Source organism: Rhizobium sp. NZLR1 (assembly GCF_017357385.1).
Lineage (GTDB): Bacteria > Pseudomonadota > Alphaproteobacteria > Rhizobiales > Rhizobiaceae > Rhizobium.
Genome location: NZ_CP071632.1, coordinates 3,053,777 through 3,075,333 on the forward strand (window position 1 = coordinate 3,053,777; position 21,557 = coordinate 3,075,333).

At 62.7% G+C, this 21,557-nt stretch carries 17 protein-coding genes; 2 read left to right on the forward strand and 15 right to left on the reverse strand.

Annotated elements, in window-relative coordinates:
* Positions 1-26 precede the first annotated feature (26 nt).
* The 10 genes from ligA to aqpZ all read right to left on the reverse strand — a co-directional run bounded on the left by ligA (position 27) and on the right by aqpZ (position 12,899).
* Positions 27-2,183, reverse strand: a complete 2,157-nt coding sequence (ligA, locus tag J3O30_RS15225) for an NAD-dependent DNA ligase LigA (RefSeq protein WP_207581116.1) — start codon at positions 2,181-2,183, stop codon at positions 27-29.
* Between the two features lie 170 nt (positions 2,184-2,353).
* Complete coding sequence (locus J3O30_RS15230) at positions 2,354-2,881, reverse strand: DUF6886 family protein (RefSeq protein ID WP_207581117.1); 528 nt, start codon at positions 2,879-2,881, stop codon at positions 2,354-2,356.
* Positions 2,882-2,955: 74 nt separating this feature from the next.
* Positions 2,956-4,629, reverse strand: coding sequence for a DNA repair protein RecN (gene recN, locus J3O30_RS15235; RefSeq protein ID WP_207581118.1), 1,674 nt, complete (start codon positions 4,627-4,629; stop codon positions 2,956-2,958).
* Between the two features lie 5 nt (positions 4,630-4,634).
* Positions 4,635-5,504: an outer membrane protein assembly factor BamD gene (locus J3O30_RS15240; protein ID WP_207581119.1), complete on the reverse strand. Its 870-nt coding sequence runs from the start codon at positions 5,502-5,504 to the stop codon at positions 4,635-4,637.
* A 245-nt stretch (positions 5,505-5,749) separates the two neighbouring features.
* Complete coding sequence (gene lpxC, locus J3O30_RS15245; protein ID WP_207581120.1) at positions 5,750-6,706, reverse strand: UDP-3-O-acyl-N-acetylglucosamine deacetylase; 957 nt, start codon at positions 6,704-6,706, stop codon at positions 5,750-5,752.
* A gap of 261 nt (positions 6,707-6,967) precedes the next feature.
* Positions 6,968-8,686, reverse strand: coding sequence for a cell division protein FtsZ (gene ftsZ / locus J3O30_RS15250; RefSeq protein WP_207581121.1), 1,719 nt, complete (start codon positions 8,684-8,686; stop codon positions 6,968-6,970).
* A 56-nt stretch (positions 8,687-8,742) separates the two neighbouring features.
* Positions 8,743-10,074: a cell division protein FtsA gene (ftsA, locus tag J3O30_RS15255; protein WP_007630115.1), complete on the reverse strand. Its 1,332-nt coding sequence runs from the start codon at positions 10,072-10,074 to the stop codon at positions 8,743-8,745.
* The gene (locus tag J3O30_RS15260) at positions 10,071-11,003 is read right to left on the reverse strand and encodes a cell division protein FtsQ/DivIB (RefSeq protein WP_207581122.1); all 933 of its coding nucleotides are present in this window, start codon (positions 11,001-11,003) and stop codon (positions 10,071-10,073) included. Before J3O30_RS15260 ends, ftsA begins: the two co-directional genes overlap by 4 nt.
* The gene (locus J3O30_RS15265) at positions 10,991-11,917 is read right to left on the reverse strand and encodes a D-alanine--D-alanine ligase (protein ID WP_207581123.1); all 927 of its coding nucleotides are present in this window, start codon (positions 11,915-11,917) and stop codon (positions 10,991-10,993) included. The genes J3O30_RS15260 and J3O30_RS15265 overlap by 13 nt, the downstream gene beginning before the upstream one ends.
* A gap of 295 nt (positions 11,918-12,212) precedes the next feature.
* Complete coding sequence (aqpZ, locus tag J3O30_RS15270) at positions 12,213-12,899, reverse strand: aquaporin Z (protein ID WP_207581124.1); 687 nt, start codon at positions 12,897-12,899, stop codon at positions 12,213-12,215.
* Positions 12,900-13,117: 218 nt separating this feature from the next.
* Between aqpZ and J3O30_RS15275 the strand changes: the two genes are divergently transcribed.
* Together J3O30_RS15275 and J3O30_RS15280 are read left to right on the forward strand one after the other, a co-directional pair.
* Positions 13,118-14,428 (forward strand): MFS transporter, encoded by a 1,311-nt coding sequence (locus J3O30_RS15275; protein ID WP_207581125.1) that lies wholly within the window; start codon positions 13,118-13,120, stop codon positions 14,426-14,428.
* Positions 14,429-14,541: 113 nt separating this feature from the next.
* Positions 14,542-15,471 (forward strand): SDR family oxidoreductase, encoded by a 930-nt coding sequence (locus tag J3O30_RS15280; protein WP_207581126.1) that lies wholly within the window; start codon positions 14,542-14,544, stop codon positions 15,469-15,471.
* 3 nt (positions 15,472-15,474) lie between these two features.
* Here J3O30_RS15280 and murB read toward each other — a convergent pair whose 3' ends face one another.
* The 5 genes from murB to murD are packed head-to-tail and all read right to left on the reverse strand — an operon-like array spanning position 15,475 to position 21,556.
* Positions 15,475-16,449 carry a UDP-N-acetylmuramate dehydrogenase gene (murB, locus tag J3O30_RS15285; protein WP_207581127.1) on the reverse strand — a complete coding sequence of 325 codons (975 nt, stop codon included), beginning with the start codon at positions 16,447-16,449 and terminating at the stop codon, positions 15,475-15,477.
* Positions 16,446-17,861 carry a UDP-N-acetylmuramate--L-alanine ligase gene (gene murC, locus J3O30_RS15290; RefSeq protein ID WP_207581128.1) on the reverse strand — a complete coding sequence of 472 codons (1,416 nt, stop codon included), beginning with the start codon at positions 17,859-17,861 and terminating at the stop codon, positions 16,446-16,448. Before murC ends, murB begins: the two co-directional genes overlap by 4 nt.
* Positions 17,858-18,982: an undecaprenyldiphospho-muramoylpentapeptide beta-N-acetylglucosaminyltransferase gene (gene murG / locus J3O30_RS15295; protein ID WP_207581129.1), complete on the reverse strand. Its 1,125-nt coding sequence runs from the start codon at positions 18,980-18,982 to the stop codon at positions 17,858-17,860. Before murG ends, murC begins: the two co-directional genes overlap by 4 nt.
* Before the next feature lie 5 nt (positions 18,983-18,987).
* Positions 18,988-20,142, reverse strand: a complete 1,155-nt coding sequence (ftsW, locus tag J3O30_RS15300; protein ID WP_164011711.1) for a putative lipid II flippase FtsW — start codon at positions 20,140-20,142, stop codon at positions 18,988-18,990.
* Position 20,143: 1 nt separating this feature from the next.
* The gene (gene murD / locus J3O30_RS15305) at positions 20,144-21,556 is read right to left on the reverse strand and encodes a UDP-N-acetylmuramoyl-L-alanine--D-glutamate ligase (RefSeq protein ID WP_207581130.1); all 1,413 of its coding nucleotides are present in this window, start codon (positions 21,554-21,556) and stop codon (positions 20,144-20,146) included.
* Position 21,557: the final 1 nt, after the last annotated feature.

A 21,557-nucleotide genomic window follows, 5' to 3' on the forward strand; every position in this document is an offset into this window, starting at 1 on the left:
TGGGCTGGCGGCTTGCCGTCAGCCCTTCACCCACTGATCAATGCCAGCCACTCGTCCTCGTCCATCGTCTGCACGCCGAGCTCTCGCGCCTTGTCGAGCTTGGAACCGGCGCCGGGACCGGCAACGACGATGTCGGTCTTCTTGGAGACCGATCCCGCCACTTTGGCGCCGAGGCTTTCCGCCCTCGCCTTCGCCTCGTCGCGAGTGAATTTTTCCAGCGAGCCGGTAAAGACCACGGTCTTGCCGGCGACCGGACTGCCTGAGGTGACCGGCTGTTCGGCCTCCTCGGGCGTCACTTCCTCAAGCAGGCGGGTGATGACCTCAATATTGCGTGGCTCCTTGTAGAACTCGACCATGGCGCGCGCCACAACTTCGCCGATGCCGTCGATAGCGTTGAGATCGTTCCAGGCGTCGCCGGAAAGCGGTGCCGCCTCCTTCATCGCGGTCGCGAAGGCTTCGTAGGTGCCATAGGAGCGCGCCAGCAGCTTCGCTGTGGTTTCGCCGACGTGGCGGATGCCGAGCGCGTAGATAAAGCGATGGAGCGCAATGCTGCGCCGCTCGTTGATCGCCGTATAAAGCTTGCCGACGCTGACCTTGCCGAAGCCGTCGATATTTTCGAGCTTGGTCAGCGATTGCAGTTGCCGCTCCTCCAGCGTGAAGATTTGAGGCGCCGTGCGAATCTGCAGCGACGGATCCTCGTTTTCGAAGAAGAAGTCGATCTGCTTCGAACCGAGCCCCTCGATATCGAAGGCGTTGCGCGAGACGAAGTGCTTCAGATGCTCGGTCGCCTGCGCTCGGCAGATAAAGCCGCCGGTGCAGCGGCGCACCGAATCCATCTTACCGGTCTTCTCGTTGACTTCGCGCACCGCATGCGAACCGCAGACCGGGCAGGTCGTCGGAAACTCGTATGCGGCGGCATCGGCGGCGCGTTTTTCCATCACCACATCGAGGATCTGCGGAATGACGTCGCCGGCGCGCTGGACGATGACGGTATCGCCTTCGCGGATATCGTGGTCCTCCGGCCGGATGCGCTCGCCACTATTGCCGAGACCCTTTATGTAGTCCTCGTTGTGCACCGTCGCATTGGTAACGACGACGCCGCCGACGGTGATCGGTTTCAGCCGCGCCACCGGCGTCAGTGCGCCGGTGCGGCCGACCTGGATCTCGATCTTCTCGACCTCGGTGAAGGCCTGTTCGGCCGGAAATTTGTGCGCCGTCGCCCAACGCGGGCTGCGCGAGCGGAAGCCGAGACGGGCCTGCAGCTGGAGACTGTCGACCTTGTAGACGACGCCGTCGATGTCGTAGTCGAGATCCGGACGCTCAAGGCCGATCTCGTCATAATGCGCCAGGATGTCGGCGACGGAATTCAGCCGCTTCATCAGCGGGTTCACGGGAAATCCCCAATCCTTGAAGGTCTGCACCATGGCGAACTGCGTATCGGCCGACATCTCCGACATCTCGCCCCAGGCATAGGCGAAGAATTTCAGCTTGCGGCTTGCCGTCACCTTGGCGTCGAGCTGGCGCAGCGACCCGGCCGCCGTATTGCGCGGATTGACATAGGTCTGCTTGCCCTCCGCCTCCATCTGCCGGTTCAGCGCCAGAAAGTCGCTCTTGGCCATATAAACCTCGCCGCGGATCTCCACGACGGCGGGCACGCCCTTCGGCAGCTTGTTAGGGATTTCTGCGATGGTGCGAATGTTGGCGGTGACGTTCTCCCCCGTCGTGCCGTCGCCGCGCGTCGCAGCCGTCACCAGACTGCCGTTCTCGTAACGGATCGACATCGACAGACCGTCGATCTTCGGCTCGGCGGTAAAGGCGATCGACTGGTCCGGCAGACGGCCGAGGAAGCGATAGACGCCGGCGACGAAATCTTGCACGTCCTCCTGTGAGAACGTATTGTCGAGCGACAGCATCGGCCGCGCATGAACGACCGGCGAGAACGTGACGGAAGGCGCAGCGCCCACACGCCGCGACGGGCTGTCCTCGCGGATCAGCTCGGGAAACCGCACTTCCAGCGCATCGTTGCGGCGCTTCAGCGCGTCGTAATCGGCATCCGAGATCTCCGGCTGGTCCTTGCCGTGGTAGAGCGCATCGTGATGCGCGATCGCCTTTGCCAGCCGTTCGAGTTCGGCGGCAACCTCTTCGATCGTCAACGTGTCGACGGCGGAACCTTCGGTGGACATGGAATATCACTCCAGGGAATCTGGCCAAAAAATCTCGATTGGTTTTAGAGCAAAATTTCCGGATGAAAAGAGAGGCAGTATCTGTCGCGTCGGGAAGATCGCTCTGCTCTGGGCTGCATTGACACGTCGGAGCATCGCACAGACGGATAGCATTGGAATACCCTGCCCGCCTATTCCCAATCCCTCGCATTGCGCAGCCGGATGCCGCTGACATGCAGTCCAGTGCTCCAGAGGCCCTTCAGCGGCCGCAGGCTGTCGACGACCCGCAGGTCCACACCGCGCGGAGCAAACTCCCGATCTAGCCGTGACATGGCGGTCCTCTCCATGGGAATGACGCGCCGGCGGCACACCCACATGCCCGCATCATCGAGATTCTCGAACCCGTCGGCCGGCATCTCATAGCGATGGATCGTCTCTGTTTCGAGCTTTTCCAGCCAATGGCGCTCGACGAAGCCCGCAGCCCGCCAATCGCCGAGCCAGCGCCGCCGCTCCGTCTCCGGTGTCTCGGGTTTCGCCCATATCAGGATCCGCGGGCAATCACGTGGAAAGAGATACATGAAGTCATGATCGCCATCGATCGCCCAGACGAGCGGACCGTTCAACCATTCCCGGCCGGCCGGGCGAATGGAGGGGATGCGGACCGGGCGCGGTTCGAAGACGGCGATATCGGGATCATCGCTGAAATGGAAAAGACGCATGGCAAGGGATCACCGATGATCGAGTAATTCGCAGCATCAATCGGAACGCATGCCATCGCGGCCGGTTCTGGCGATCAGCCGTTGCCCGCCAGCAGGCGCTTCGCCGCCGCTCTCGCCTCTTCGGTCACCGAAGCCCCAGCTAGCATGCGGGCGATCTCCTCGGTGCGGTCCTTCTGCGCCATCGTCGCCACCCGTGTGGCGATCTTTTCGGATCCCTCGGCGGCTGGCCCCTTGGAGATCAACAGATGCGTCGCCGCTCGCGCCGCGACCTGCGGCGCATGCGTCACCGATAGCACCTGCACACGCTCCGACAGCCGCTTCAGCCGCTGGCCGATCGCATCGGCCACCGCCCCGCCGACGCCGGTATCGATTTCGTCGAAGACGAGCGTCGGGGCCGATCCGCGATCGGCGAGCGCCACCTTCAGGGCCAGCAGGAAACGCGACAGCTCGCCGCCGGAGGCGACCTTCATGATCGAGCCCGGCCGCGTGCCTGGATTGGTCTGGACATGGAACTCGACGACGTCAATGCCCTCGGCGAGCGCCTCCTGCGCATCCGTGGTGATCTCGACCATGAAACGGGCGCGTTCAAGCTTCAGCGCCGGCAGTTCCGTCATCACAGCCGCAGCCAGTGCGGTGCCGGCGTGATGGCGTTTGTCGGAGAGCGCGCGCGCCGCCGCATCGTAATTTTCCCGTGCCAGGCCAACCTCGGCTTCGAGCCGGGCAAGCCGCTCCTCGCCCGCGTCGAGATCGGCGAGATCGGCGATCATGCGGACGGCAAGCGCCGGCAGCTCAGTGACCGGCACGGAGTATTTGCGCGAGGCGGCCCTGAGCGCGAAAAGCCGCTCCTCGACCCGCTCCAGTTCCCTCGGATCGTATTCGGTCTTGCGCAGCGCTGCTTCGACTTCCATCTGCGCGTTGGAAAGCTGGTCGAGCGCGGCATCAAGCAGCGTCACGGTGTCTTCGAGCAGGCCCGGCGCCTCATGGCTCTTGCGCTCCAGCCGGCGCACCAGCGAGGCGATATGGGGCACTGGCGAGGCATTGCCGTTCAGGAACTCGGACGCCTCGGCAATATCGCCGGCGATTCGCTCGGCCTTCATCATCTTCTGCCGGCGATCGGCGAGTTCGTCCTCCTCGCCATCCTGCGGCGAGAGCTTCTCGAGTTCCTCGACGGAGGAACGCAGGTAGTCGGCTTCGCGCGCCGCACCTTCCACCTTCTCGCGGTGCTTCTTCAGCGCCCGCTCGCTGTCGCGCCACAGACGATACAGCCGGGATACCTCGGAAACCTCATCGGTAAGACCGCCGAAGGCATCGAGCAGAGTGCGGTGGGCATTGGTGTCGACAAGGGCGCGATCGTCGTGCTGTCCGTGGATTTCGACCAGCATCTGGCCGGCCTGGCGCATCAGCTGCACGCTGACCGGCTGGTCGTTGACATAGGCCTTTGTGCGTCCGTCCGCCGATTGCTGGCGGCGGAAGATCAGGTCGCCCTCGTCGTCAATGCCGTTTTCACGCAGAAGGGTGCGGGCGCCGTGGTCCATGCCGACGTCGAACACCGCCGTCACCTGGCCCTTATCCTCGCCATGGCGCACCAAGCCGCCGTCGCCGCGCCCACCGAGCGCCAGCGACAGGCTGTCGAGCAGGATGGATTTGCCCGCCCCGGTCTCGCCCGTCAGCACGGAGAGGCCGGTCTCGAAGGCAAGATCCAGCCGCTCGATCAGGACGATATCGCGGATCGAAAGCTGGATCAGCATTGGCCTCAGGAACCGAGAAGAAGTTTTTTGCCTGCCGCAGCGATCCACGAGCCCTTGTTCTCACGCGGCTCGGCACCGCCACTCTGCAGCAGCTTGTAGGAATCGGCGTACCACTGGCTGTCGGGATAATTGTGGCCGAGAACGGCAGCCGCCGTCTGCGCCTCGTCGACAATGCCCATGGAATAATAAGCTTCGACGAGACGCGCTAGGGCCTCTTCGATCTGGTTCGTGTTCGGATATTTCTCGACGACGATGCGGAAGCGCGAGATCGCGGCGAGATATTCCTTCCGCTCCATGTAGTAGCGGCCGATCTGCATTTCCTTGCCGGCAAGCTGATCGCGCGAGAAGCGGATCTTCGCCTGCGCGTCGTCGACATATTCGGAATTCGGATAATTGTCGATGACGGCCTGCATCGCTTCGATCGTCTTTGCCGAGGCGCGCTGGTCCTGCGTCACGTCGACGATCTGCTTGGAATAGGTGAGACCGATGAGATACTGCACATAGGCCGCATCCGGGGATTTCGGATATTGCGACATGTAGCGGTTGCCTGATGCAAGCGCATCATCCAGGCGGCCCTGGCGGTATTTGACGAAGGTGCTCATCACAAGCGCCTTGCGCGCCCATTCGGAGAACGGGTTCTCGCGGTCGATTGCGTCGAACTTGCGCGCCGCTTCCGCCATGTTGCCAGCCTTCATGTTGGCAAGGCCCTGGGTGTAGAGCACATCCGGCGGATCGGTTTCGAGGCCGAGCTTGGTGATGTCGATATCGGGATCCGACTGGCAACCGGATATCGAGGCGCCTGCGCTGAGCACCAGAAGCGATGCGAACAAAGCACGCGCTGTCTTCATCATACCTTCAGATCCTGCATAACCCATTCGAAAGAACCCCACTGCCGCCGCTCGCTCCACGGCAGCCACGCCTCTCTGGCGTTTCTAGCCACAAATGTGCATCAAGAGCAACGCAATGATAAGGCATTAACGCATTTTTGTGGCAGCGGCCGGGGAATGACTGGCTTTTCATCTTCTTCCCCGAGCTGTGGCAGTTAAGCACCTGACCCAGCTGGACATAAAAAAACCGCCTCCGGGAAAGAGGCGGCCTGGTCTTGAGAATGTGCTGGAGGTCATGCCGACCAGGGAGCGAATTCCGAAGCACTGACCGCGATCAGTTCGCGGGCAGCGACGCGCTGGCGCGGTGTCGACGTCTCGACCACCTCGTAGGCGGAGGAATCGGCGAGCAGCGCCTTCAGCGCATTGGCATTCATCTTGTGACCGCCGCGATAGGAACGGTAGCAGCCGATGAACTGGACGCCGGCAAGCGACAGATCGCCGACGGCATCGAGCGTCTTGTGGCGGACGAATTCGTCCTTGGCGTAGCGCAGCCCTTCGACGTTGATGACGGTATTGTCGTCCGAGATGACGACGGAATTTTCGAGCGAGGAGCCGAGCGCGTGGCCCGAGGCCCAGAGACGCTCGACATCGCGCATGAAACCGAAGGTGCGGGCGCGGGAAAGCTCGGCCTTGAAGACGGCGGCGGTCATGTCGCCGGCCCACTTCTGCCGGCCGATCAGCGGGCAGTCGAAATCGATCTCGACTTCGAAGCGCGTACCGTCATAGGGGCGGAATTCGCTCCAGGAGCCGCCATGCTCGATTCGCACCGGCTTGGTGATACGGATGTAGCGGCGCTTGACGCGGAGCGAGACCAGACCGACCTGCTCGATCGCCTCGACGAAAGGCAGCGAGCTGCCGTCCATGATCGGCATTTCGGAGCCCTGCACCTCGATCACCACATTGTCGAGGCCGAGCGCATAGATCGCCGCCATGACATGTTCGATCGTCGCGACAGAATGGGCGGGCGAGAAGCCGAGCACCGTGCAGAGGTCGGTATTGCCGACCTGCGAGGAGACAGCCTTGAGTTCGGTGATGTCGCCATTGTCATGCAGGCGCTGGAAAACGACGCCGGTGTCCGATTCGGCCGGGTTCAGCGTGATCGAGACATTAGCGCCCGAATGCACCCCGATGCCCGAAAGCGACACGGGACGCGATACCGTCGTTTGAAAACCCAGCAAGCCAATTGCCATAAAATCTGCCTTTATTCTTCCGCACCGGCGGTCTGTTCGATCGGCGCGGTCACCGTTCTTTCTGCACAAGGAGCCACACGAAAAGTCTCCTAGGGCAGATTCGTTGCACCATACTTACGTGCCACGGCGCTCCAATCCAAATCACTGTTTCTTTCGCTTTGTTACGAAGTCAGGCAATTGAAATCGCTTGCGAATCGTGGGCTGAAAAACAGCAATGCCCGGGACCTTGATCCCGGGCATAAATGGTGCCGAAGCACGCCTTCAGTTCGACTGGCGACGCAGGAATGCCGGGATTTCCAGCTGGTCGTCTTCCTGCATCATCCGGGCCTGCGGAACCGTCCGGCCCTGGTCGTCGAGGTTGCCGCGACGCGGTGCGTAGAGGCTGGCTTCCGGCGACAGCGGACGGCGCTGCTGCGAAGCGGCTGCCGGTGCGGCAGTCATGTCGGCAGCAACGGCGTCGTCGTCGCGGCGGCCAAGCGAATTGGTGATTCGCTTCAGCAGCCCCATCGGACCGCGTTCTTCCGCCGCATGTGCGGAAGCCGGCTGCGTGCGGTGGTCAAGTTCGGCCTGGACGACCGGCGGGAAATCCTCGACCTTCGGCATGCGCATCGGTTCGGGCGCTTGGCGGATGATCGGCTCCTGCCGAACCGGCTGCTGCTGGACGGGCTGGCTCATCACCGGCTGGCTCATGACTGGCGCCGGAGCTTGCTGCTGCGCCGGTGCCGGGCGCATTGCCGGAGCTTCCGGCGCAGGCGCGAAGATCTTGCTCTGCGGACGGAAGGTTTCCTGCTGTGTCACCGGCTGTTGCAGCGGTGCGGCGGCGCGCGGGGCCGGAATTTCGAGCTCGCGTTCCATCTCCGCTGCGCGGATGGTCTGCGCGATCGGATCCATGGCCTTCGGTGCCTGCATCACGGCGGCAGGCTGAACTGCGGCCGCTGCCGGAGCAACAGCCGCCGAGGGACGGATAGCCGGCCTTGCGGCTGGCTGGAGGTTGCGCTCGGCAGCCTCGTTCATCGCCCGATCGATGCCGGTCGCGACGACCGAGACGCGGATGATGCCTTCAAGCGATTCGTCGAAGGTGGCGCCGAGGATGATGTTGGCGTCGGGATCGACTTCCTCGCGGATGCGGGTCGCGGCTTCGTCGACTTCGAAGAGGGTGAGGTCGCGACCGCCGGTGATGGAGATCAGCAGGCCCTGGGCACCCTTCATCGAGGTCTCGTCGAGCAGCGGGTTGGCGATTGCAGCCTCTGCGGCCTGCAGCGCGCGGCCGGAGCCGGAGGCTTCGCCGGTACCCATCATCGCGCGGCCCATTTCGCGCATCACCGAGCGGACGTCGGCGAAGTCGAGGTTGATGAGACCTTCCTTCACCATCAGGTCGGTGATGCAGGCAACGCCAGAATAGAGAACCTGGTCGGCCATCGCGAAGGCATCGGCGAAGGTCGTCTTATCATTGGCAATACGGAAGAGGTTCTGGTTCGGAATGACGATCAGCGTATCGACAGACTTCTGCAGTTCCTGGATGCCCATCTCGGCCAGACGCATGCGGCGCCCGCCTTCGAAGTGGAACGGCTTGGTGACGACGCCGACCGTCAGGATGCCCTTGTTGCGGGCGGCCTGCGCGACGACGGGAGCTGCACCCGTGCCGGTGCCGCCGCCCATGCCGGCGGTGACGAAGCACATATGCGTGCCGTTCAGGTGATCGACGATCTCATCGATGCACTCTTCGGCCGCCGCGCGGCCGACTTCCGGCTGCGAACCTGCACCGAGACCTTCGGTGACATTGACGCCGAGCTGGATGATGCGCTCGGCCTTGGTCATCGTCAGCGCCTGCGCGTCCGTGTTGGCAACGACGAAGTCGACGCCCTGGAGGCCGGCGGTGATCATGTTGTTGACGGCATTGCCGCCACCGCCACCAACGCCGAATACGGTGATGCGCGGCTTCAGCTCTGTGATGTCAGGCTTTTGCAGCTTGATGGTCATTGTACCTGTTCCTTCTCTCTCTGGCCGCATCGCCACGCCGGCCAATTACTCAATTTTCAGAAGCTTTCCTTCAGCCACTGGCCCATCCGGGCTATGCGGCTGTTATTTCCTCCAAGCGACAGGAGCAGACCGCTCTGTGACGCATGTGTCTCCATGTCCGCGACCTGCGGATAGATCATCAGGCCGACGGCCGTCGAAAAGGCCGGCCCCTTGGCCGCCGTCGGCAATCCCGAGACGCCCATCGGACGGCCGATGCGGACGTTGCGGGCAAGGATGCGCCGCGCCACGTCGGCAAGGCCGGTCAACTGGCTGGCCCCACCGGTCAAGACGACGCGCTTGCCGACGATCGGGCTGAAGCCGGAGCGCTGGATGCGGTCGCGGATCAGTTCCATTGTCTCTTCGATTCGGGCCGAAACGATGCGCGAAACCAGCGCCCTCGGCACCTGCGACGGCTGGTCGCGATCGTCCTCGCCGATCGGCGGGATCGAGATCAGCTCGCGCTCGTCAGAAGAATTCGAAAGGGCCGTGGCATGCACGACCTTCAGCCGCTCCGCATCCTCGATGCGGGTCGAAAGGCCGCGCGCAAGGTCGGTGGTGACGTGATGGCCGCCGAGGCCGACGGCATCCGTATGAACGAGCTTGCCTTCGGCAAAGACCGAGATCGTCGTCGTGCCGCCGCCCATATCGATTGCCGCACAGCCGAGCTCGACCTCGTCGTCGACGAGCGCCGCAAGGCCCGATGCATAGGGCGTTGCAACGATGCCCTCAACCGATAGATGCGCGCGATTGACGCTGAGTTCAAGGTTCTTCAGCGCCGAGCGCTCCGCCGTCACGACATGCATGTCGACGCCGAGCGCATCGCCATACATTGCCAGCGGATCGCGGATGCCGCGCTCGCCATCGAGCGAAAACCCGGTCGCCAGCGAATGCAGCACCGAACGGTCCTGGCGCAACGACTGCTGGCAGGCTGCCGACAGCACCTTCTTCAGATCGTTGAGTTCAACTTCCTGGCCGCCGAGATCGATCGTCGCGGTGTAGATATCGCTGCCGAGACGGCCAGCCGTCAGATTGACGATCAGGCTCTCGACGGTCAGCCCCGCCATGCGTTCAGCCGCGTCGACGGCGAGACGAATGACGCCTTCCAACGCGTCGAGATCGGCAATCACGCCGGTCTTGATGCCGCGGGAACGCTGGTGACCGATGCCGATGATTTCGATATTGTGCGTCCGGCCCGGCAGGATCTGGCTTTCCTCGCGGGGCGTCAGCCGGCCGATCATGCAGACCACCTTGGTCGAGCCGATGTCGAGCACCGAAACGACATGCGACCGCTTCGACGAAAGCGGCTTCAGGCGCGGCAATCCGAAATGGGATGAACCGAACAAGCTCATATATTCTGCCCCGCCTTCTTCAGTTCTTTCGTACGTTCCGTCACCGCCGTCTGCCGGCGAACCGCCGCCTCCGGCGTCAGCTGGATCGCGGTTCTGTCGGACAGCCTGAGATCGACCGCAGCAATATCCCGCTCCAGGAGCTGGTGCTCCTTGTCGAACTTCGAAAGCGTCGCCAGCGCCTGATCGATACCGACTTCCGGCAGCTTGACGACGACGCCATTATCCATGTGCAGATCCCAGCGACGGCCCGATATCCAGACATAGGCCTTCACGCGAGCCTTCACGTCGGGCCACTTCGAGAAGGCGTCGTCGAGCGAAGCCGCAGCCGTTTCCGCATCGCGGCCGACGACGAGCGGCAGCGACGAAAATTTGTTGTCGCGCAGCGGCGCAATGACGCTGCCGTTCTTCTCGATCAGGGAAAGCTCCTGTCCGTGCTGCCAGATCGCATAGGCCTGACGCTCCTTGAGCTTGACCTCGATCGTCTTCGGATAGACCTTGCGAACCTCGACACTTTCGACCCAGGGAAGCTGCACGATCTTGCGGCGGGCAGCATCGACGTCGAGGGCGACCAGCGAGGTCGTGCCATCGAGACCGATCAGCTGCAGAATCTCGATTTCGGAAGTCTCCGAGTTGCCGGAGACCTTCACATCCTCGATCGCAAAACCCGCCGCCGTCGTCGTCGCCTGCGCGACAGCTTCGGTGTGGCCGCCGAGCGACATGCCGTAAAGCCCGGTCGCAGCCAGGAGAGCGAGTGCAGAAACCGTGCCCGTATGGGCCGGAATGTAGATGCGGCCGCTGCCGAGACTGACCAGGAAGCGGGTAACGCGGCGCAGCGGACGCGGCAGGACGAACCGCTCTTCGGCTTCCATGATCGGAAGCACGGCATGATGGCTCGGACGCCCAATCCTCTTGACTGTCAACGCAAACACGACGCGTCCTCCACCATCCACCGGAGAAACCGACCAAAGGAATAGCCGGCATGACCGGCCATTTCGGGCACGAGCGAGGTTGGAGTCATACCAGGCTGGGTATTGACCTCCAGCCAGATGATTTCGCCGTCTTCGGACAAACGATCGTCGTAACGAAAGTCGGACCGACTGACGCCGCGACAACCGATTGCCTGATGCGCCCTTAAGGCCAATGTTTGTATTTTTTGGTAAATATTCGGTGAAATTTTCGCGGGGATGACGTGTTTTGAACCGCCCGCCGCATACTTGGAATCGTAATCATAGAAATTGTGTCCCTGCGGCACCACTTCCGTGACACCGAGCACCGTCTCGCCCATGACACCACAGGTGAGCTCACGGCCATGGACATAGCGCTCGACAAGCACCTCCTCGCCGTAGCGCCACTCGGGCGAGCTGACGATCTGCGGCGGATGCGCCTGATCTTCCGTGACGATGACGACGCCGAAGCTCGATCCCTCTCGGACGGGCTTCACCACATAGGGCGGCTTCATCGGATGCGTCGAGGGAAAGGCGAAACGGTTGACCACATGTGATTCGGCGACCGGAATGCCGGCGGCGGCAGCAACAAGCTTCGCCTTGTCCTTGTCCATCGCCAGCGCCGAGGCAAGCACGCCCGAATGCGTATAGGGGATCTCGAGATATTCCAGGATGCCCTGGATGGTACCATCCTCGCCGAACGGCCCATGCAGCGCGTTGAAGACCACATCGGGCTTCAACGCGGCGAGCTTCTCGGAAACGTCGCGGGCGACGTCGATGCGCGTCACGTCGAAGCCTTCTGCTTCGAGGGCCTCTGCGCAAGCCTTTCCCGAGGAAAGGCTGACAGGCCTTTCCGAGGAAAATCCGCCCATCAGGACAGCAACGTGCTTGCGACTCATCAACACCCCCAAAAATAACTTCCGTTTTCGAAATCGACGCTTGCGCCAAGCTGTCCGCGCCGTTTCAGGCCTTTGTCCGATCTGGATGCATTAGAGCATCATTATGGTTAATGAAGTGTTTACTTTCGTTAACTCCGCCTTCCCAAGCGCGGCATTTGTCCGTGGTGCGCGCTTCATTTCTCCACCCCCCACGCCTCGGGAATGTTGGAGCGAACATGCCCACCGATCCGCGAGAACAGAAAAGCCCGCGCGGAAAAACCACGCGGGCTCAATGAGATAACTCTGGATCCTATAGTCAGTCGGCGTCGTCGAGGAACTTCCACACTAGCCCGCCGAGCGCCCCGCCCGCGAGCGGTGCAATCCAGAACAGCCAGAGCTGCTGCAGTGCCCAACCGCCGACGAAAAGGGCCTGGCCGGTGGAACGCGCCGGGTTGACCGAGGTGTTTGTCACGGGAATAGAAACGAGATGGATCAGCGTCAGTCCGAGGCCGATCGCAAGCGGCGCGAAGCCCGCCGGCACCCGGCTGCTGGTCGACCCCAGGATGATGATGAGGAAGAACATGGTCAGCAGCACTTCGATCAGCAGCGCCGAAAGCAGCGAATAACCGCCCGGGGAATGATCGCCATATCCGTTGGCGGCAAAGCCGCCGAGTTCGAAACCCGCCTTGCCGCTGGCGATGAGATAGAGAAGCGCGGCCGCGGCGATGGCGCCGAGCACCTGGACGACGATATAGGGAACGAGACGCGCCGCGGGAAACCGTCCGGCAACGGTCAGGCCGAGCGAGACGGCGGGGTTGAAATGGCCACCCGAAATGCCGCCCGCGGCATAGGCCATGGTGAGCACGGTCAGGCCGAACGCAAAGGCCACGCCGACAAAACCGATACCCAGCTCGGGATAGGCCGCCGCAAGGACGGCGCTGCCGCATCCACCGAAGACAAGCCAGAATGTGCCGAGAAACTCGGCAACAAGACTCTTTTGCATGCGCCCCTCCTAAGCCTCAACCACAGAGTTTATAGTGAATCTGCCACAATTCGATTCCAGTCAAGCCGGCGGCAAATGCTGCGGCAAGCTCCACGCAAGAAACCGCGGGTTCGAGATACGATATGTGCGACGCGAGAAGACGTTTTCTCAGAGCTGAAATTGCGTTAAGACCCGCCGATCTCCCAAGCCGTTTCATTGAAATACTGATTGGAAAGAAAATGACAGACGCGATCTCCGCATCGCCGACCCCTGCCTCGAGCGCGCAAGTCAATTCCCCGTCACGCGTTCTCATCGCCAGCCTCGTCGGCACCACGATCGAATTCTTCGACTTCTACGTCTACGCGACGGCAGCCGTCCTCGTCTTCCCGCATCTCTTCTTCCCGGCAAGCGATTCGAACGCCGCAACGCTGCAGTCGCTTGTCACCTTCTCGATCGCCTTTTTCGCCCGCCCCATCGGCGCTGTAATTTTCGGCCATTTCGGCGACCGCATCGGCCGCAAGGCGACACTGGTTGCTGCGCTGATGACGATGGGGCTTTCGACCGTTCTGATCGGCCTGCTGCCGGGCTATGATTCGATCGGCATCGCGGCACCCTTGCTGCTGGCGCTTTGCCGCTTCGGTCAGGGCCTCGGCCTCGGCGGCGAATGGGGCGGCGCCGTCCTGCTCGCCACCGAAAACGCTCCTCCCGGCAAGCGCAGCTGGTACGCCATGTTCCCGCAGCTCGGCGCCCCGATCGGCTTCATCCTTTCCTCCGGCTTCTTCCTCATCCTGACGGAAACGATGAGCAACGAGGACTTCCTCGACTATGGCTGGCGCATCCCCTTTATCGCCAGCCTCGCCCTGGTCGCCGTCGGCCTCTATGTCCGCCTGAAGATCGCCGAAACGCCGGAATTCCGCAAAGCCGTCGAAAAGCACGAACGCGTCGCCGTGCCGATCGCGGTCGTCTTCCGCGGTCATCTGCGCAGTCTGATCCTCGGCACCTTCATCGCGGTCGCCACCTTCGTGCTGTTCTACCTGATGACGGTGTTCACGCTCTCCTGGGGCACGACACCTTTGGAAAAGGGCGGGCTCGGTTATTCCCGCGAGCAGTTCCTGGTCGTCCAGCTTGTCGGCGTCGTCTTTTTCGGCCTGACCATCCCGCTTTCCGGTTGGCTCTCCGACCGCTATTCGCGCCGCCTCATCCTGACGCTGACGACGATTGCCATTGCGATCTTCGGCTTCTTCTATGCGACGCTGTTGACCAGCGGCCTGACCGGCGCCTTCCTTTGCTCGATCATCGGCCTTGCTTTGATGGGCTTCACCTACGGTCCGATCGGCGCGGCCCTTGCCGCCCCCTTCCCGACCATGATCCGCTATACCGGCGCCTCGATGACCTTCAACCTCGGCGGCATTTTTGGCGCCTCGCTCGCCCCTTTTATCGCCACCCGGCTCGCCACCCACTACAGCCTGGACTATGTCGGCTACTACCTCGCCGCCTCGGCTGTGATCTCGCTGGTCTGCATCCGGCTGTCGGGCCGCGAAGAGGTCTGAGCCTCGGACAGCAAATGAACCGGAAGCCGCGACGGCCACTGTCGCGGCTTTTTTATTGATGCGGTCGACACTTCCGGCTAACCGGAGTACTCAAGGTAAACGGGGAACAGATCATGCGATGCCTCATTACCGGCGCAGCCGGCTTTGTCGGTGGGCCTCTCGTCGAAAGACTGCACAGAGAGCGGCTATGCGAGCTTCAGGTAACCACGCGATCTTCAGCCGCCAGCTTTCCGGAAGGTGTGCGGCATTTCCCCATCGAGATATCCAGCGAAACTGACTGGACGGCAGCTCTTCACGGTGTTGACGTCGTCGTCCATCTCGCCGCCCGCGTGCATATCATGAATGACCGCGCAGCCGATCCACTGACGGAATTCCGCCGGATCAACACCGCCGCCACTCTGAATCTCGCCGAACAGGCAGCACGCGCCAGGGTAAAAAGGCTCGTTTTCATCAGCAGCATCAAAGTCAATGGTGAAGAGAACGATCGGCCATTCCGCCACGACGACACGCCGATGCCGCTTGATCCCTATGGTGTTTCGAAGCTGGAAAGCGAAATCGGGCTGCATGAAATCTCCGCCCGAACCGGCATCGAAGTCGTCGTCATTCGACCGCCGCTCGTCTATGGGCCGGGCGCCAGGGGCAACTTCGCGCTGCTCGTCGGACTTGTCAGGAAGAAGATACCGCTCCCCTTCGCGTCACTGAAAAACCACCGGACGCTGGTTGCGCTTCCGAACCTCGTCGATCTGATTATCACGGGCATGACGCATCAGGGCGCTGCCGGCCAGACGTTTCTCGCAGGCGACGGAGAAGATCTCTCAACGCCCGGGCTCATCGAGGGAATTGCCGCAGGGTTGGGTGTCAAACCAATGCTGCTTCCCTTCCCCCCCGCTCTGTTGCAGCTGGGCGCGCGATTGACCGGAAAAGACGCCGTCTACCAGCGTCTTTGCGGTTCGCTGCAGGTCGACATATCCCACACCCGCGACGTGCTCGGCTGGTCACACATCGTCACGCCACGCGAAGGTCTGAAGATCGCTGTGAAGTAAGAATTATTCGCTGGTGACGCCATGGAACGGGCGCACTTCGCGGCCGGGCATGAAGACACCGAGGCGCTTGATTTCCCATTCGAGCTTGATGCCCTCTTTCTCGAAGACTTCGCGGCGCACTTGTTCGCCGAGATATTCGAGATCGTAGCCGGTCGCCTGCCCCATGTTGATCATGAAGTTGCAGTGAAGCGACGACATCTGGGCTCCGCCGATGACGAGGCCGCGGCAGCCGGCCTCGTCGACCAATTTCCAGGCCGAATGGCCCTTCGGGTTCTTGAAGGTCGAGCCGCCAGTCTTTTCGCGCACCGGCTGCACCGTCTCGCGGTGATTGCGCACGGCGTCCATCTCGGCGCGGATCTGCGCGCGCTCTTCCGGATAGCCTTCGAATAGCACCGAGGTGAAGATCAGCTCGGCGGGTGCTGCGGAATACCGGTAGGAATAGCCCATTTCGGCATTGGAAAGCACATGCTTATTGCCCTTGCGGTCGACGGCGTTGACCTCGATCAGCCGCTCGCGTGTCTCCACGCCGTTTGCCCCAGCATTCATACGCGCCGCGCCGCCGATGCTGCCTGGAATACCGTAGAAGAAATGAAAGCCACCAATGCCGTTATCCATCGCCATCGCGGCCACATGTTTATCGGGGCAGATGGTGCCGGCAAGAATGCGGTTTTCGCCGGCAAGCTCGACAAAGCCGAACCCCTTGGCGGACAGGCGCAGCACGACGCCGGGAATGCCGCCGTCACGCACCAGGATATTGGAGCCGACGCCGATCACCGTCAGCGGCACCTCTTCCGGCAGTATCTTCAGGAAGGCGACGAGATCGTCGATGTCATGCGGCTGGAACATCAGCTCGGCCAGGCCGCCTGCCCTGAACCAGGTGACGCGGTCCATGGGGGCATCCGGCGTGATGCGCCCGCGGATATCCTTTACACCGTCTCCGAGAGACGCGAGAAGCTTTTCCCCATTCACCTGTTTCATACGGACTTTCCCGATAGGCCTTCCAGTTGCGTGGGCAGCGCCGCCGCCCAGGATGTGATGCTGCCAGCCCCCAACAGAACCACGAAATCGCCAGGCTTTGCAACCTCCGCAACCATCTGCGGTAGAAGCTCCGCCGAGGTGAGAAAGCGGGCGTCGCGATGGCCGCCGGATTTTATCCGCGAGACCAGCGACACGGAATCGATACCCGCGATCGGATCTTCGCCCGCCGCATAGACCGGCGCGAGGAAAATGCTGTCGGCGTCGTTGAAGCAGGCGGCGAATTCCTCGAATAGGCTCGCAAGGCGGCTATAGCGGTGCGGCTGGTGGACCGCGATCACCCGCCCCTTGCAGGATTCGCGGGCAGCGCGCAGCACCGCCTTGATCTCGACGGGATGGTGGCCGTAGTCGTCGAAGACCTGCACCCCGTTCCATTCGCCGGTCAGCGTGAAACGGCGCTTGACACCGCCGAAGGACGCAAGCCCCTTGGCGATATCGGCGCTCGATATGCCGAGCCGGTTGGCAACAGCGATCGCCGCCGTCGCGTTGGAAATATTATGCCGCCCGGGCATCGGCATGACCAGCCCCTTGAGCTCGATCACCTGGCCGGTGCGGCGGCGGCGGATTTCGACGTCGAAGATCGACCGCGTGCCGTCGATGCGCACATTCGTGAAGCGCACGTCGGCCTGCGGGTTCTCGCCATAGGTGATGATCTTGCGATCCTCGATGCGGCCGACCAGCGACTGCACCTCGGGATGGTCGAGGCACATGACGCCGAAGCCGTAGAACGGCACGTTCTCGACAAACTGCCGGAAGGCGGCGCGCACGGCATCGAAATTGCCGTAATGGTCGAGATGTTCCGGATCGATATTGGTGATGACGGCGACATCGGCGGGAAGCTTCAGGAAGGTGCCGTCCGATTCGTCGGCCTCGACCACCATCCACTCGCCCTCGCCCATGCGGGCATTGGTCCCGTAGGCGTTGATGATGCCGCCGTTGATCACGGTCGGGTCGAGCCCGCCGGCTTCGAGCAGCGTCGCGACCAGCGAAGTGGTCGTCGTCTTGCCATGCGTGCCGCCGATGGCGATCGCATTGCGGAAGCGCATCAACTCGGCAAGCATTTCGGCGCGGCGCACCACCGGCAGCAGCTTTTCGCGCGCGGCGATGAGTTCCGGATTGCTCTTCTTGATCGCCGTCGAAACGACGACGACTTCGGCCTCGCCCAGGTTTTCGGCCCGGTGGCCGACGAACACCTCGATACCCTTGTCGCGCAGTCGCTGGACATTGGCGCTGTCGGCCTGGTCAGATCCCTGCACCTTGTGGCCGAGATTGTGCAGCACCTCGGCAATGCCGCTCATGCCGATGCCGCCGATGCCGATGAAATGAACGAGACCGATCGCCTTCGGCAGTTTCATGCGCGTGTCCTCTTGAATTCCGCAATTGTCCGTCCGGCGGCAATAGCCTCAACCATGTCGGCAAGCAAGTTCGCGGCATCGGGTTTCCCGGCCAGCTTCGCCGCCGCTGCCATGTGCGAAAGCTTTTCCGGATCGTTCATCACAGCCGTCAGGATCGCCGCGATCTTCTCCGGCGAAAGCTGCGACTGGGCAATTACCTTGGCCCCGCCGGTCGCAGCCAGTGCTGCGGCGTTCGCCGCCTGGTCGTGATCGAGAGCGTGCGGGTAAGGCACCAGCACGGCCGGCCGGCCGATGACGGAGATTTCCGAAACCGTCGAAGCGCCCGAACGGCAGATGACGAGATGCGCCCTTGCCAGCCGCTCGGCCATGTCGGTGAAGAAGGGGGCGATATCGGCGCCCATCTCCAGCTTGGCGACGCAGCCGCCGACCATTTCCATATCCTCGGGGCGCACCTGCTGGGTGATGCGCAGGCGCACGCGAAGCGTGTCGTCGAGCAGGCTGATCGCCGTCGGCAGCGCCTTGGAGAAATATTGCGCGCCCTGGCTGCCGCCGAAAACGACGAGGTTGAAGGCTTCGTCGGGATGCGAGGGCGTGTAAGGCACCTCGGCGGCGGTGATGATCGCCGGGCGGACCGGATTGCCCGTCGTCACCGTCTTGTCCGGGAAGGCGCCGCCGCCCTCCGGCAGGAAACCGCCGGCGATACCCTGCACGCGTGTCGCCAAGGCCTTGTTGGCGCGGCCCATCACGGCGTTCTGCTCGTGGATCATCGACGGCACACCGAGCCGGGTGGCGGCGAGTAGCGGCGGCACTGTCGGATAACCGCCGAAACCGACGACGATAACCGGCTTCAGCCGCTGGATCAGCTTCTTTGCCGCCCGCATACCGCTCCAGAGCGTCCACAGTGAGCGTGCGACAGCAACCGGGTTCTTCGAGCCGATCGTCGCCGACGGCACGATATGGATCTCCTCTGCCGGGAACTTGCCGGCATAACGCTCGGCCCGGCTGTCCGTGACGAGATGCACCGCGTAGCCGCGCTCCTTCAGCTTGAAGGCCAGCGCCTCCGCCGGGAACACATGACCACCGGTTCCCCCGGCGGCAAGCAGCACGATGCCTTTGCTCATGGCTTTTACTCCGCCGGCATGCCGTGCGGGACGCGGAAAAGGCTCCGGTCCTGCGCGCGTTTTTCCGGTCGATGGCGCGTCAGCGCCAGAATGAAGCCGGCGGTGACGCAGATCGCCACCATGGACGAGCCGCCGTAGGAAATCAGCGGCAGCGTCATGCCCTTTGCCGGCAGAAGCTCGAGATTGACGCCGATATTGATGATCGACTGGATGCCCATCTGCAGCACCAGGCCGGCAACGGCGAAACGGTTGAAGTCGTTGCGCTCGCGGTAGGCATGAGAGAGGCCGCGCAGCACCAGCACGGTAAACAGCGCAACCAGCGCTATGCAGAAGACGATGCCGAATTCCTCGGCCGCGACCGAGAAGATGAAATCGGTATGCGCATCCGGGATGATCCGTTTGACGATACCCTCGCCTGGCCCCTGGCCGAACCAGCTGCCGCGGATGATCGCCTCGCGCGCGGTGTCGATCTGGAACGTGTCGCCCTCGCCGGTCATGAACTTGTCTATTCGCAGCGCAACGTGCGGGAAGACGTAATAGGCGCTGAGCAGGCCGCCGGCGCCGCCGATGCCAAGCAGCATGATCCATATCCACGGCATGCCGGCCATGAAGAACATCCCGCCCCAGACGGCCGTCGTCAGGATGGTCTGGCCGAGGTCGGGTTGCGCGACGAGCAGAGCGGCGACGATGGCAAACAGGATGATGGCGAAAAGATTGCCGGGGATCTCCGGCTGGCGCGCATGTTCGGCAAACAACCAGGCGCAAACCACGACGAAGGCCGGCTTCATGAATTCCGACGGCTGGATCGAAAGGCCGGCGATCCAGATCCAGCGCCTGCCGCCCTTGACCTCCTGCCCGACGAACAGCACCAGCACCATCATGGCGATCGAGATGATCAGCAGCAGGATCGCCGTTCGCCGCACCTGGCGTGGCGTCAGGAACGACAGCCCGAGCATGACGGAGATCGAAGGGATCATGAAGGCTGCATGGCGCTTGACGAAGTGGAAAGGCTCGAGCCCGATGCGCTCGGCGACAGCCGGAGATGCCGCGAACGACAGCATGAAACCGATGCCCATCAGGAAGATGAACATCGCCAGGAAGAAGCGGTCGATGGTCCAGAACCAATCGGCCAGAGGCCCACGTTCCGCGCGGCTTACCATGTCATTTCTCTCCTGTTGCCGAACCGATCAGCATCGCAATTCCGTCAAGCGCTGCGACGTGGCCGACGAAGGCATCGCCCCTGACTTCGAAATTCTTATACTGATCGAAGCTTGCGCAAGCCGGGGATAACATCACGGCCGAAGCGCTGCTCTCGTCGCGCTCGGCATCGGCTGCCGCATGCGCAACCGCACGCTCCAGCGTGCCGGAGATCTCGTAGGGCGCAGCCTCGCCGAGCGTCGCAGCGAATTCCGCCGCCGCCTCGCCGATCAGATAGGCCTTGGCGATGCGCGGGAAATAGGGAGCGAGTGTTGTAATGCCGCCAGCCTTCGGCAGGCCGCCGGCGATCCAGTAGATGCGATCATAGCTCGAAAGGGCCGGCGCTGCAGCATCCGCATTGGTTGCTTTGGAATCATTGACGAAAACGACGCGGCCGCGCTGCCCTACAGGCTGCATGCGATGCTTGAGGCCGGGAAACGAGGCAAGGCCGGTGCGAATGTCGTCAGCGGAAATTCCGACGGCAAGGCAGGCGGCCACAGCTGCGGCGGCGTTCTGCGCATTATGGCTGCCGCGCAGCGTCTGGATACCGTCGAGATCGGCGAAGGGCAGCATGGCGCCGCCGGCTGCCTGAATGAGCCTGCTTCCCTCGGCATAAATGCCTGATGCCACTACGCTGCGGCGCGAAATGCGGACTACCTTGACATCCGCCCGCTCGACGCGGTCGGCAATCAGCGCCGAATGGCTGTCGTCGACGCCGACGATCGCGACATCGCTGCCGGCAACCAGCCGTTCCTTGATATCGGCATAATGCTGCATCGTGCCGTGGCGGTCGAGGTGATCAGGCGTCAGGTTGAGCAGGATGCCGGCGGACGGGTTCAGCGTCGGCGCCAGATCGATCTGATAGGAGGAGCATTCGACGACGTAATAGCGCTCGGCCTTCGGCGGATCGAGCGTCAAGACCGCCGTGCCGATATTCCCGCCGAGCTGCGTATCGTAGCCTGATGATTTCAGGATATGGGCGATCAATGCTGTCGTCGTCGACTTGCCGTTGGTGCCTGTGATGGCAATGAACGGGCAATCAGGCGCATGGGCGCGGCGCTCGCGCACGAAGAGCTCGACGTCGCCAACGATATCGACGCCGGCGGCGCGCGCAAGATCGACGGTCCAGTGCGGCTTTGGATGGGTGAGCGGCACGCCGGGCGACAGTACGAACAGCGCCTGCTGGCTCCAGTCGATAGTGTGCAGGTCCTCCGTCCGGATGCCTTCGGCTGCAGCCTTGGCGACGCTGTCGGGATTGTCGTCCCAGGCGGTTACCTCGGCGCCGCCTGAGACCAGCGCCCGCGCAGTGGCAAAGCCGGAGCCGCCGAGCCCGAATAGCGCGACCTTCCTGTCCTTGAGCGTCGTGACCGGGATCATC